The organism is Candidatus Eisenbacteria bacterium (assembly GCA_035577985.1).
In the GTDB taxonomy this organism is placed as follows: Bacteria; Desulfobacterota; Binatia; order DP-6; family DP-6; genus DATJZY01.
The window spans coordinates 1-12,414 of the sequence record DATJZY010000047.1; the positions used below are offsets into that span (position 1 = coordinate 1).

Below are 12,414 nucleotides of genomic sequence, written 5' to 3' on the forward strand. Positions count from 1 at the left end.
GGGTCCGCTCGGGGCCATCCTGATGCCTGCGCTCTCCATCTCCACCCGCCAGTTCGGGCTCGCCGTCTCGGCGTATGCCTTCGCTGCGGGACTCTCGGGCATCCTGGCGGCGGGCTTCGCCGACGGGTTCGATCGCAAGAAGCTGCTCCTGTTCTTCTACGGGGGCTTCATCGTCGGGACCTTTCTGTGTGGAGTCGCACCTTCCTACGGATTCATCGTGTTGGCGCGGATCGTCACCGGCGGGTTCGGCGGCGTCATCGGATCCATCAGCATGGCGATCATCGCCGACGTCTTTCCCATCGGGGTCCGCGGCCGGGTGATGGGTTTCGTGCAGGCCGCCTTCGGCGCCAGCCAGGTGCTCGGCCTGCCCCTGGGCTTGTGGCTCGGCAACCACCTGGGATGGCACGCTCCGTTTCTCATGATCGTCGCCCTGAGCACGTGCGGTGGCGCTGTCATCCTGGCCAAGCTTCGGCCCGTCACCGCTCACCTCGAGGCGCAAGTCACCAGAAGTCCCCTAGCTCATCTCTTCAAGACCGTCGGCCAGGGCCGCTATCTCCTGGTCTTCCTGGCCACGATCTTCATGACCACGGGCGGCTTCATGCTCATGCCCTTTGCCAGCGCCTTCAGCGTCAACAACCTGAAGATTGATTTGGACCACTTACCCTGGGTCTACTTGGTCGCTGGATTGTCCAGCTTCGCGGCCGGCCCGCTCCTGGGCAGGCTCAGCGACGGGGTCGGCAAGTACCGGCTGTTCAGCATCGGATCGTTCGTGTCCATCGCCATGGTGCTGGTCTACTGCCGGCTCGGCGAGACTCCGCTGGCCTGGGTCATCGCCATCAACGTGCTGCTCTACGGCGCGATCGGCGCGCGCATGATCTCGAGCCAGGCGCTCATCTCGGCGGTCCCCGAGCTGGCCGAGCGCGGCGCCTTCATGGCGGCGAACGGCTCCGTCGCACAGCTCTCGGGGGGCGTGGCGGCCGGCATGGCGGGCCTGATCGTGGTGCAGCGTCCAGGGCAGCCCCTCGAGCACTACGACGTTCTCGGCTGGCTGGTGACCATCGCAGGCCTGGTGACCCTCGGTCTCCTGTACCCCATCCAAAAGATGGTGTCGGCCAAGATGGCCCAAGGCGGACCGGACAGCCGACTCGGTGGTAGCGCCCCCTCCGGGTCGGACGCACGCGCTCACGTTTCCGCTCGCTGAAGTTGCCGGCGCGGGAATCCATCCGTGGGTGCCCGACGAATGCCCGGGTCCGGCGCACGTGCCGGATTCCGGGCACGGGATCGGCGCGCTGGGTTGCGGCGCCGTGTTGGTCTCCTTCGAGTCGCAGGCACGCAGCTTGCGATTCAAGCGGCCATGCTCCGAGCCACCACTCCAGATCACGACCGGACACCGAGCGAGTCGTCGTGACTGCAGGTTCTAGGCGTCATCACCATGGGCTCTTCTTGTCATGAGCCGCGCGCGCCAAGGCGGCTTCCGCTAGCTGGGTGGCGTGAAGGTCGTCCACGAATCCGAGCGAACCATGAACCAACTGAGTGAAAGATGATCGGCGTCACCGGTGCATCAGGAATGCTCGGCGGCCTCGTACTCGACGGCCTGCTCGAGGTCGTTCCGCCGGGTCAGCTCGTGGCCGTGGTCCGCGATCCCGAGAAAGCGGCGCGATTCGCGTCGCGCGGCGTGCAGGTGCGACACGGCGACTACGCGGAGCCGGCGACGCTCGCGCCGGCGTTCGCCGGAGTCGAGCGCCTGCTCCTCGTATCGGGCACGGAGCTCGGCCACCGCGTCGAGCAGCACCGTGCAGTGATCGAGGCGGCCAAGGCCGCCGCTGTCGAACTCCTTGCGTACACGAGCGTGCTGCACGCCGATGCGAGCACCCTGCCGATCGCCGGCGAGCACGAGGCCACCGAAGTGATCCTCCGCGGCTCGGGCAGCCCGTGGGTCGTCCTCCGCAACGGCTGGTACATCGAGAACTACACGGACCGCCTCGCGATGCCACTTGCCCATGGCGCCTTTCTCGGCGCGGCACGATCGGGGCGCATAGCCGCCGCCTCGCGCGTGGACTACGCAGCGGCGGCGGTCGCGGTCCTCACGACGGACGGGCATCGTGGGAAGACCTACGAGCTCTCCGGCGATCACGCCTTCACGATGACGGAGCTCGCCGAATCGGTCTCGGAGTGGGTGGGCAAGCCGATCGCCTACCGCGATCTCTCGTCCGCGTCGTACCGCGAAGCGCTCTCGGAGACGGGTCTTCCCAAGCCGATCGTCGAGCTTCTGGTCGCCACCGACCTTGCGATCGCGCGCGGCGACCTGGACAGCCGGAGCCGCGACCTCCACGGCCTGATCGGACGCGACACCGCGACGCTGCGCGACGTGCTCGCGAGCCTCCCGAAGCCGTAGGCGACGAGCGCAACCCATCGCAGCGAGAAGGGACCAAGACATGGCCGACTTGGCGGGCAAGGTTGCAGTGGTGACAGGGGCTTCCCAGGGAATCGGGGCGGAGATCGCGCGGTCGATCGCAGCCGCGGGCGCGGCCGTGGTCGCGAACTACGCCGGCAGCCAGAAGGCTGCCGATCGGGTCGTCGAGGCGATCGTGCGGGCGGGCGGTCGCGCGATCGCCGTCCAAGGCGACGTCTCCCAAGCGGCCGAGGTCCGCCGGCTCTTCGCCGAGACGAAGGCGGCGTTCGGTGGTCTCGACGTCCTGGTGAACAACGCGGCTGTCGCCGGCTTCGCCCCGCTGGAGGCGGTCACCGAGGGCGCCTACCGACGCTTCTTCGACGTGAACGTCCTCGGCACGATGCTCACGATCCGTGAGGCGCTCACTCACTTCGGCCCGAACGGCGGGAGCGTGATCAACGTCAGCTCCGTCGCGAGCGTCAGCCCGACACCCGGATCGGTCGTCTACGCCGCCACGAAGGGGGCCGTGAACACGATCACGAGCGTGCTCGCCGTGGAGCTGGGCGGCCGGAACATTCGAGTGAACGCGGTCGCGCCCGGCCCGGTGGAGACCGAGGGCACGCGGACCAGCGGCCTCATCGGTAGCGAGCTCGAGAAGCAGCTCGTGGCCAGCACACCGCTCGGCCGGATAGGTCGGCCGCAGGACGTCGCTCGGATCGCGGTGTTCCTGGCCTCGGACGAAGCGGGCTGGCTGACCGGCGCCTGGATCCCCGCATCCGGCGGCCTCCAATCGGCGGTCGCATGATTGGAACCAAACCCTACGCGGAGCTCAAGTACCGCGAAGTCGCGGGCAGGCGGATGGCCTACATCGACGAGGGCGAAGGCGACGCGATCGTCTTCCAGCACGGCCAACCCGCATCGTCTTACGTGTGGCGCAACGTCATGCCGCACCTGGAGGGGCTGGGCCGCCTCGTCGCCTGCGACCTCATCGGGATGGGGAGCTCGGAGAAGCTCCGTTCGTCGGACCCAGATCGCTATCGCTACTCCGAGCACCGCGACTTCCTGTTCTCGCTGTGGGATGCGCTCGAGCTCGGCAATCGCGTCGTGCTCGTGCTTCATGACTGGGGCGCCGCACTCGGGTTCGAATGGGCCCGCCGGAATCCGCACCGCGTGAAGGGCATCGTGCATATGGAAGCCATCGCCGCGCCCTTGCGCTGGCAGGATATCCCTGAGCAGGCCCGACCCTTCTTTCGGGCGCTCCGATCGCCGAAGGGCGAGCGCATGGTCTTGCGCGACAACGCGTTCATCGAGGTTCGGCTCCCCGGGGCCGTAATGCGCCGGCTGACCGATGAGGAGATGTCGCACTACCGGAAGCCGTTCGCCGACCCTGGCGAAGGCCGCCGAGCGACGCTGTCGTGGCCTCGCAGCCTGCCTCTCGACGGCGAGCCAGCCGACGTCGCAGCAGTGGTGAGTGAGAATTCCCGCTGGTTGGCCGAGAGCGACCTGCCGAAGCTGTTCCTCTCCGCCGAGCCGGGCGCCATCGTCCGCGGCCGCGTCCGTGAGCTCGTCCGCGCGTGGCCTCACCAGAGGGAGGTCACCGTGAAGGGCCTGCACACGCTGCAGGAGGACAGTCCCGACGAAATCGGTGCAGCGATCGCGGACTTCGTTCGGCGGCTGAGTGGTCCCGTCCGCTCGTAGCGGATGGAGCAAGCAACAAACGAGCGCAGAAGGGGATGCGACGATGGGCGTAGCGAGGCTGGCATACCTGGGCCTGAACGCGAGTGACCTTGGCGCGTGGAAGAAGTTCGGCACCGAGGTTCTCGGCTTCGAGATCGGCACCGACAGCCAGGATCGGCTCCTCTACCTGCGCGGGGACGAGCGACACCATCGGCTCACCGTTCGTGCGGGAGAAGAGGACGATGTCTCTCACGTGGGATGGGAGCTCGCCAGTCACGAGGCGTTGGAGGCGACCGCGGGCGTGCTGGAGAATCAGGGCGTCCCGGTGCACGCGGGAAAGCCCGACGAGCTGGCCGAGCGGCGCGTGCTGGAGCTCGCCTACTTCACCTGCCCCTACACCGGCGTGCGGATGGAGCTCACCGTCGGCAACGAGATACTGCTCTACCCGCGCTTCTCGCCGACGCGTGCGCTGTCCGGGTTCCTCATGGGAGAGCTGGGCCTGGGACACGTCGTCCTGATCAGCTCGGACGTCCAGGCCGCCGCGCGTTTCTACGTGCGCGCGCTCGGATTCGGGATCTCCGACTACGTGCTGGCTCCCGACGGTGCGCTGGTGGGAGCCTTCCTGCACTGCAACCCGCGACATCACTCGCTGGCGTTCTTCGGCATGCCGATGTCTCCGCGCAAGATCCAACACCTCATGATCGAAACGAACTCGCTCGACGACGTCGGGACGAGCTATGACCTGTGCCTCGAGCGGAAGATCACGAAGTCGTCGCTGGGCCGGCATCCCGACGACCGGGGGCTGTCCTTCTACTTTCGCAGTCCCTCGCAGTGGCTCTTCGAATACGGCTGGCAGCTGCGGTCGATCGATCCGGCCAACTGGACGACGGAGCGCTACGTGATGGGAGCCGGCAACGGTTGGGGTCACGCAGGGCTCTTCAGTCCCGACGAATAGCTTCTCGGTAGAGCACAGCCTCCGGGACGCGCTCGGCTGCTGAATGGATCCGGCGAACATGCCGGATCCCGGCACGGCATTCGGCAGCGGGGACGCGCGGCGCCTTCCTGCAGCGTGTCGCCGCCGTCGGTGCCGGCACGCGACTTGCGCTGTGGGGCGGGCATGCTCCGGATCACGAGTCACCGCCGAAGCAACACGGTCGTGTTCCGGCTCGAGGGTCGGCTCCAAGGCCCCTGGGTCGACGAGCTGAGCGCATGTTGGCGGCAGACGCGCGAGGCGAGCAGTGACGCTGCCGTCCGGATCGAGCTCGTGGACGTCCGCTTCGTCGATGCAGCCGGTAAGGCGCTCCTGACCGAGATGCATCGTGCGGGCGTCGAGATCCTGGCGACCGGCGTTCTCACGAGGGCGATCCGCGACGAGATCGTCGCAGGGCGCGGTAAAGGAAGCTGACGCGATGTACTTCGTCGCCCTCAAGATGCTCGTCGGCGATCGCGCCAAGTATCTCGGAATCATCATGGGGATCACCTTCTCGTCGCTGCTCATCACTCAGCAGACGGCGATCTTCGTGGGCCTGATGACCCGGACTTACGGCGCGATCACGGACCTCGGCCAGCCCGACATCTGGGTGGTCGACCCGAAGGTGCAGTTCATCGACGACGTGAAGCCGATGCAGGAGACGCAGCTCTTGCGCGTGCGCGGCGTGGAGGGCGTGGAGTGGGCGGTGCCGCTGTACAAGGGGCTGCTCAAGGCGCGGCTCGGGGACGGCAACTTCCAGAGCGTCAACGTCGTCGGGCTCGACGACGCGACTCTGATCGGCGGACCGCCGGAGATGGTGCAGGGCCAGATCGCCGATCTCCGCCGCGCGGACGGCGTCATCGTCGACCTCGTGGGAGCGACCGACAAGCTCGCGAAGCCGCCCTCGGTTCCGGGCGGACCCAAGACACCGCTTGCGATCGGCGACGTGCTGGAGATCAACGACCATCGTGCCATCGTCGTCGGAGTCTCGCGGAACACCCGCACCTTCCAGTCCCAGCCTGTGGTCTACACGACCTATCTGCGTGCGCTCACGATCGCTCCGCCGGAGCGCCGGCTCCTGTCGTTCGTCCTCGTCAAGGCGAAGCCTGGCCAGGATCTCGACGAGCTCTGCGCGCGGATTCAGCGCACGACCGGCCTCTCCGCCTACACGAGCGACGGCTTCAAGCAGCTCACCGTCAACTACTTCCTCAAATACACGGGCATCCCCATCAACTTCGGGATCGCGGTGGTGCTCGGCTTCATCGTCGGCACCGCCGTGGCGGGCCAGACCTTCTACAACTTCACGCTCGAGAGCATCCGGCAGTTCGGCGCCCTCAAGGCGATGGGCGCAGAGAACGGAACCTTGCTGCGCATGATTGCGCTCCAGGCTGTCACTGTCGGATCCATCGGCTACGGGCTCGGCGTCGGCGCGGCTTCGTGGATCGGGTTCGTTACCCGCGACACGGAGCTCGCGTTCCGCATGCCATGGCAGCTTCTGCTGCTCAGCGCCGGCGCAGTAGCCCTCATCTGCGTGCTCGCGGCGCTGCTCAGCATCATGAAGGTCATGCGGCTCGAGCCAGCGATTGTCTTCAAGGGGTGAGACGTGGAGTCGACTCACATCGATGTTGCGGTCCGCTGCCGGGGCGTCATGAAGACGTACGGATCCGGCGAGGCGCAAGTGACTGCGCTGCGCGGCGTCGATCTCGAGGTGCGTCGCGGCGAGCTCCTGATGCTCGTCGGGCCCTCGGGCTGCGGGAAGACGACGCTGATCTCGGTGATCGCCGCGATCCTCGACCAGGACGACGGCGACGTGAGCGTTCTCGACCGCGATCTCCGCCGGATGAATGCGCGCGAGCGCGCACGCTTCCGTGGCGCCACGATCGGGTTCGTCTTCCAGGCATACAACCTGCTGCCCGCGCTGACGGCTGCCGAGAACGCGGCCGTACCGCTGCTCATCAACGGTATGACTCGCGCACGCGCGTTTGCGCGCGCGCGCGAGATGCTCGACGCAGTTGGACTCGCCGGGCGCATGAGCGCGCTTCCCTCGCAGCTGAGCGGCGGCCAGCAACAGCGCGTCGCAATCGCGCGCGCTCTGGTCCACGAGCCGCGAATCATCGTGTGTGACGAGCCCACCAGCGCGCTCGATCACGAGACCGGGCAAACCGTGATGGAGCTGCTGCGGCGGGTGGCCCAGAGCTCCGAACGGGCGCTGGTCGTGGTCACGCACGACTCGCGCATCTTCGGCTTCGCCGATCGCATCGCCCGCATGAACGACGGGCGCATCGAGAGCATCGTCGACAACGACGCATCCGGAGGTCTGCAATGATCCGCAAGTACGTGCTCCCCGTCGTCGCCGTCGCTGGCGTGGTCTTCGCCATCGCAACGGTCATCCGCGGCAACCAGCCGAAGCCCGTCGCCGAACCCGTGGCACAGCCGGCACGCGCGCCGTTCGAGACGTTCGTGGCGGGCTCGGGCATCATCGAGTCCAGCACCGAGAACATCGCCGTTGGCACTCCGGTCTCCGGCATCGTCACGGCGATCTATGTTCGGTGGGGCGAGCAGGTGCGCGCCGGCGACCCGCTCTTCAAGATCGACGACCGGGACCTGCAGGCCAACTTACTGGTGGCGCAAGCCAACGTGAAGCTGGCCGAGGCCAATCTGGCGCAGGTGAAGAACCAACTCCGGCTGGCCGAGAGCGTTCCCGACAAGCGCGCGATCAGTGCCGAGGAGCTGAGCAACCGGCGCGGGACCGTGGCGATCGATGAGGCTGCCCTCCGGTCGGCGAAGGCTCAGGTCGAGCAGACCGAAATCGAGATCGAGCGGCGGACCGTGCGCGCTCTCGTGCCCGGGCAGATCCTGCAGATCAAGACCCGGCTCGGTGAGTTCGCGCAGGGGGGCGTGCTGGCGACCCCGCTCATGCTGCTTGGCAACGACACCCAGCTTCACGTACGGGTCGACATCGACGAGAATGACGCGTGGCGGTTCCGGCCGGGCGCCTCGGCGCTGGCCTACGTGCGCGGGAACCCGGACCTCAAGACCGCGCTGCGCTTCGAGCGATTCGAGCCCTACGTGATCCCGAAGCAGTCACTCACCGGCGACAGCACTGAGCGTGTCGACACGCGGGTGCTCCAGGTCATCTACAGCTTCGACGAGGGCACGCTCCCGGTCTACGTCGGCCAGCAGATGGATGTCTTCATCGAGGCGCCACCCGTTTCGGCCGTGCGGGCCAAGGGGGCTGGGAGCCAGGCATCATGATGAAATTCCGCGCGCTGCGACCGGCGCTGCTCGCGCTCGCCCTGGCGGGCTGCGCCGTCGGTCCCGACTACCACGAGCCGTCGGTAAAGCTCCCGTCGCGCTGGAGCGAAGCACCTGCGGATAGCGAGCCTGCCCTCGAGACCCCGTCCCGGTGGTGGACCGTGTTCGCGGACCCCGAGCTCGACTCGCTGATCGACCGGGCCGTGCGAGCGAACCTCGACGTGCAGAGCGCCGAGGCCCGCGTGCGCGAGGCGCGGGCCGAGCGCACCATCGCCGCGGCACCATTCTGGCCACAGGCGACCGCCAGCGGCGAGTACACGCGCAGCAAGCAGAGCGTGAACGCAGCGGGCGGGTCGGGCCCTTCGGGATCGGCCGGCGCGCGGTCGTTCGGGCCGTCGAACCTCTATCAGGCGAACTTCGATGCGACCTGGGAGATCGACGTGTTCGGCGGCACTCGCCGCTCGGTGGAGGCGGCGAGCGCGGACATCGACGCTTCGATCGACGACCGCGGCGCCGTCCTGCTCACGCTGCTCGGGGACGTGGCGCGCAACTACATCGAGCTGCGCGGCTTCCAACGACAGCTCGAGGTATCACGGAGCAACCTGGCCGCACAGAAGGACACACTCGACCTAACGCAGGCACGCTACCAGGGCGGGGTCGCTGCCGACCTCGACGTGGCGCAGGCCGAGGCGCAGCTCGAGACGACCGCCTCCAACATTCCGACGCTCGAGATCTCCGCCGCGCAGGCCGTGCACCGTCTCGGCGTCCTGCTAGGGGAGTCGCCAGGAACGCTCGCGGACGAGCTGTCGGAGAGCCGCCCCATTCCCGCAGCGCCTTCAGAGCTTCCGCCCGGGCTGCCGTCGGATCTGCTGCGCCAGCGGCCCGACGTCCGGCGGTCCGAGCGCCAGCTCGCCGCTGCGACGGCGAACATCGGTGTGGCGACGGCCGATCTATATCCCAAGTTCTCGCTGCTCGGCACCGCGGGCCTGTCGAGCATCTCGGCCAGCGATTTCCTCGGGGGCGGCAGCAAGCTCTGGTCGATCGGCCCGTCGATCACCTGGCCCGTCTTCCAGGGCGGCCAGATTGTTGCCAACATCGAGGTGAGCGACGCCCAGGCGCAGCAGGCGCTCCTCGCCTACCGCCAGACGATTCTCATCGCGCTCGAAGACGTCGAGAACGCGATCGTGGAGTTCAGCCAGGAGCGCGACCGGAGGGAGAAGCTCGCCGAGGCCGCAAAGTCGAATCAGCGCGCCGTCGATCACGCGACGGCGCTCTATACGCGGGGTCTGACGAACTTCCTGAACGTGCTCGATGCGCAGCGGAATCTCTATCAGACGGAGAGCGATCTGGCGCAGAGCGAGACGAGCGTGTCGACGGATCTCGTCGCCCTGCACAAGGCCCTGGGCGGCGGCTGGGACGTCTTCCCAATGCCGTGAGACAGGGCGCCGCGTGGCAACAGGGGAAGAGGAGTACCGGTCGTGATCGGAGTCGAGCGACTCGTGCATTCCGCGCTGAACGTGCTCGGCATCGCGACAGATCTCTTCGTTCAACGGCGCCGGCGCCGCAGCATCGATCGACGAGTCACTCGCACCGTCCCTGAGCGGCACAGTCGCCGCGTCGAATAATCTCGTCGGGATGTTCCGCGATTGCGTGTCCCTGGCGCACGGTGCGATGCTCGTATGAATGATGTACCGGGCCGTCCGCGTGGGTGGCGTACCGTCCCAGCCGTTCCCGTGGCGCTGCGCATAGGGCCGGGACGACGACGCGCCGGCGACGCCGGGCCGTGAAGCCCTGCCTTCCGCGCACGACCGTTGGAGGCCGACGTCCGACATGACACGACGCGTGGTGATTCTCGGTGGTGGCTTCGCGGGACTCCATGCGGCGCGGCGCCTGCAGCGGACCTTGGCGCGTCAGCGGGATACGGAGGTCGCGCTGATCAGCCGCGAGAACTACGTGCTGTTCACCCCCCTGCTCCACGAAGTGGCAGCGGGCGATCTCGACCCGGCGGACATCGTTGTTTCCCTGCGAAGGACGCTGCGACGGGTGCGGCTCATCCAAGCCGAGGTCACCGATATCGATCTGCAGGCGCGGGTGGTGCGGTACACCGTGGGCGCACTGCGCCGCCCCAGCGAACTCAGCTACGACCACCTGCTCGTGGCGCTGGGGTCGCAGACGAACTACTTCGGAATGAAACACCTCGAGGCGGTGGCGTCGACGATGAAGACACTCGCGGACGCCGCGCTGTTACGGAACCGGATGGTCGCGCTCCTGGAGGAGGCGTCGCAGGAGGCGGACGAAGATCGGCGGCGGAGACTGATGACCTTCGTGGTGGCCGGCGGCGGTTTCGCAGGCGTCGAGACGGTCGGTGCGATCCACGACTTCCTGCGCGAGACATTGCGGTACTACCCGGAGCTCGACGAGTCCATGCTGAGGGTGGTGCTGGTGCACCCGGGCAAGATCGTGCTGCCCGAGCTGGGAGAGCAGCTCGGCTACTACGCCCAGGAGAAGCTGCAGCGGCGCGGGGTGGAGCTTCGGCTCGAGACGCAAGTCACCGGCAGCGAGGACGAGATGGTGAAGGTCTCGCGCGGGGACGCGATCGGCACGATGGCGCTGATCTGGACGGCTGGCGTCATGCCGGCCGCGGCACTCGGCCCGCTCGCAGTCGAGAAGGTCAAAGGGCGGATCAAGGTGAACGAGTTTCTCGAAGTGACTGGACACGAAGGCGTGGTGTGGGCCGTGGGCGACTGCGCCGCGGTGCCGGACGGCCGGGGCGGCATCCATCCGCCGACGGCCCAGCACGGGATGCGGGAAGCACTCACAGCCGCGAAGAACATCGAAGCCGTCGTCAGGGGCGGTGCGCAGAAGCCCTTCGAGTTCTCGACGATCGGCCAGCTGGCCTCGATCGGTCATCGGACCGGGGTCGCGCAGATCCTGGGAATGCGGTTCTCCGGGTTCTTCGCCTGGTGGCTGTGGCGCGGGGTCTACCTGAGCAAGCTGCCGGAGACCTCGAAGATGGTGAGAGTGGCGATCCAGTGGTCGCTCGACCTGTTGTTTCCACGCGACATCGAGCAGTTGGTGACGCTGCGCGATGTCGAACGAGTGGAGGAGCTCGGTGCGACGTTGCGCGCGATGCGCGAAGCCGCGCCGCTGGATCGGACTGACCCGAGCTGAACTTCAGCGGGCCGCGGGGGGTGCCCACTTGAGTTCACGGCGCAGCAGGAGGGGGGCCGGCGGGGACACTCACCCGCTGAGTGGAATAGAGTCTGGCGGTGGAGAACATCCTCGACGTCGACCATCTCAGCGTTCGCTTCGGGGATACGGCCGTCCTGCGCGACCTGAGCTTCGGCCTGCCGAAGGGAGCCACGCTCGCCGTCATCGGCCCGAACGGCTCGGGCAAGACCGTGCTCTTCCGCGCCCTCATCGGCGCACTTCCTCACGAGGGCGTTCTCTGCTGGGCGCCGGGCGTGCGATTTGGATATGTCCCGCAGAAGCTCGACATCGATCGCGATCTGCCGCTCACGGGACTCGACCTCTTGAGCGCACGCGCCGGAATCGCGGGCGTCGGCGCCAAAGAGGTGGAGGCGGCGCTCGGCCGCGTCGGCCTCGAGGGCGCCGTGGCATCCCAACCCATCGGTGCCCTGTCAGGCGGGCAGTTTCAGCTCCTGCTCTTCGCGTTCGCGCTCCTCGCCAATCCCAACGTCCTGCTCCTCGACGAGCCAACGGCTGGCATCGACGAGCCTGGCCAAGATCGACTGGTCGAGGTCCTCCGCTCTATCCAAGCGGAGCAGGACACCACGGTGCTGCTCATCTCGCACGACCTCAGCGTCGTCAGCGGTCAGGCTACGCACGTCCTCTGCCTCGGCCGGAAGAGGGCTTACTTCGGCCCTCCGCTAGAGGTCATCACGCCGAAGACGCTGGACGAGATCTACGGCACCCACGTGAGGTTCCATGTCCACGACCACCATTGAGTCGGCTCTGTTGCTCGTCGTGACGTCCGCGACAGCGGGATTGGTCGGCTCGTTCATCGTCATGCGCCGGATGGTCCTCGCCGCCGACGCGCTGTCGCACGTCGCGCTGCCGGGGATCGGCGTCGCATTGCTCCTCAAGATCCACCCGCTCG

Annotated in this window: 13 protein-coding genes; all 13 read left to right on the forward strand. The window is 67.5% G+C overall.

The window, feature by feature from the left end; genetic code table 11:
* A partial coding sequence (locus VMS22_07980; GenBank protein HXJ33968.1) for an MFS transporter occupies positions 1-1,201 on the forward strand: 1,201 nt, incomplete at its 5' end.
* A 339-nt stretch (positions 1,202-1,540) separates the two neighbouring features.
* A complete protein-coding gene (locus VMS22_07985; protein HXJ33969.1) occupies positions 1,541-2,395 on the forward strand; it encodes an NAD(P)H-binding protein in 855 nt (284 codons plus the stop codon).
* 40 nt (positions 2,396-2,435) lie between these two features.
* Positions 2,436-3,197, forward strand: a complete 762-nt coding sequence (locus tag VMS22_07990; GenBank protein ID HXJ33970.1) for a glucose 1-dehydrogenase — start codon at positions 2,436-2,438, stop codon at positions 3,195-3,197.
* Positions 3,194-4,090: a haloalkane dehalogenase gene (locus VMS22_07995; protein ID HXJ33971.1), complete on the forward strand. Its 897-nt coding sequence runs from the start codon at positions 3,194-3,196 to the stop codon at positions 4,088-4,090. Before VMS22_07990 ends, VMS22_07995 begins: the two co-directional genes overlap by 4 nt.
* Positions 4,091-4,133: 43 nt before the next feature.
* Entirely contained in the window at positions 4,134-5,024 is an 891-nt protein-coding gene (locus VMS22_08000; protein ID HXJ33972.1) for a VOC family protein, read from the forward strand.
* A 162-nt stretch (positions 5,025-5,186) separates the two neighbouring features.
* Positions 5,187-5,474, forward strand: coding sequence for a hypothetical protein (locus VMS22_08005; protein ID HXJ33973.1), 288 nt, complete (start codon positions 5,187-5,189; stop codon positions 5,472-5,474).
* A 4-nt stretch (positions 5,475-5,478) separates the two neighbouring features.
* The gene (locus VMS22_08010) at positions 5,479-6,639 is read left to right on the forward strand and encodes an ABC transporter permease (GenBank protein ID HXJ33974.1); all 1,161 of its coding nucleotides are present in this window, start codon (positions 5,479-5,481) and stop codon (positions 6,637-6,639) included.
* Between the two features lie 48 nt (positions 6,640-6,687).
* Positions 6,688-7,365, forward strand: a complete 678-nt coding sequence (locus tag VMS22_08015; protein ID HXJ33975.1) for an ABC transporter ATP-binding protein — start codon at positions 6,688-6,690, stop codon at positions 7,363-7,365.
* A complete protein-coding gene (locus tag VMS22_08020; GenBank protein HXJ33976.1) occupies positions 7,362-8,294 on the forward strand; it encodes an efflux RND transporter periplasmic adaptor subunit in 933 nt (310 codons plus the stop codon). The genes VMS22_08015 and VMS22_08020 overlap by 4 nt, the downstream gene beginning before the upstream one ends.
* Entirely contained in the window at positions 8,291-9,730 is a 1,440-nt protein-coding gene (locus VMS22_08025) for an efflux transporter outer membrane subunit (protein ID HXJ33977.1), read from the forward strand. Before VMS22_08020 ends, VMS22_08025 begins: the two co-directional genes overlap by 4 nt.
* Positions 9,731-10,124: 394 nt before the next feature.
* On the forward strand, positions 10,125-11,465 hold the full coding sequence (locus VMS22_08030) for an NAD(P)/FAD-dependent oxidoreductase (GenBank protein ID HXJ33978.1): 1,341 nt from the start codon (positions 10,125-10,127) through the stop codon (positions 11,463-11,465).
* 98 nt (positions 11,466-11,563) lie between these two features.
* Complete coding sequence (locus tag VMS22_08035) at positions 11,564-12,262, forward strand: metal ABC transporter ATP-binding protein (protein ID HXJ33979.1); 699 nt, start codon at positions 11,564-11,566, stop codon at positions 12,260-12,262.
* A partial coding sequence (locus VMS22_08040) for a metal ABC transporter permease (GenBank protein ID HXJ33980.1) occupies positions 12,243-12,414 on the forward strand: 172 nt, incomplete at its 3' end. The genes VMS22_08035 and VMS22_08040, both read left to right, overlap by 20 nt.

Excerpts from the sequence above, each read along its gene's own strand:
- VMS22_08020 (HXJ33976.1), top strand. The coding sequence starts at position 7,362 with ATGATCCGCAAGTACGTGCTCCCCGTCGTCGCCGTCGCTGGCGTGGTC.
- VMS22_07985 (HXJ33969.1), top strand. The coding sequence starts at position 1,541 with ATGATCGGCGTCACCGGTGCATCAGGAATGCTCGGCGGCCTCGTACTC.
- VMS22_08030 (HXJ33978.1), top strand. The coding sequence starts at position 10,125 with ATGACACGACGCGTGGTGATTCTCGGTGGTGGCTTCGCGGGACTCCAT.
- VMS22_08005 (HXJ33973.1), top strand. The coding sequence starts at position 5,187 with ATGCTCCGGATCACGAGTCACCGCCGAAGCAACACGGTCGTGTTCCGG.
- VMS22_08010 (HXJ33974.1), top strand. The coding sequence starts at position 5,479 with ATGTACTTCGTCGCCCTCAAGATGCTCGTCGGCGATCGCGCCAAGTAT.
- VMS22_08000 (HXJ33972.1), top strand. The coding sequence starts at position 4,134 with ATGGGCGTAGCGAGGCTGGCATACCTGGGCCTGAACGCGAGTGACCTT.
- VMS22_08015 (HXJ33975.1), top strand. The coding sequence starts at position 6,688 with ATGAAGACGTACGGATCCGGCGAGGCGCAAGTGACTGCGCTGCGCGGC.
- VMS22_07995 (HXJ33971.1), top strand. The coding sequence starts at position 3,194 with ATGATTGGAACCAAACCCTACGCGGAGCTCAAGTACCGCGAAGTCGCG.
- VMS22_08025 (HXJ33977.1), top strand. The coding sequence starts at position 8,291 with ATGATGAAATTCCGCGCGCTGCGACCGGCGCTGCTCGCGCTCGCCCTG.
- VMS22_07990 (HXJ33970.1), top strand. The coding sequence starts at position 2,436 with ATGGCCGACTTGGCGGGCAAGGTTGCAGTGGTGACAGGGGCTTCCCAG.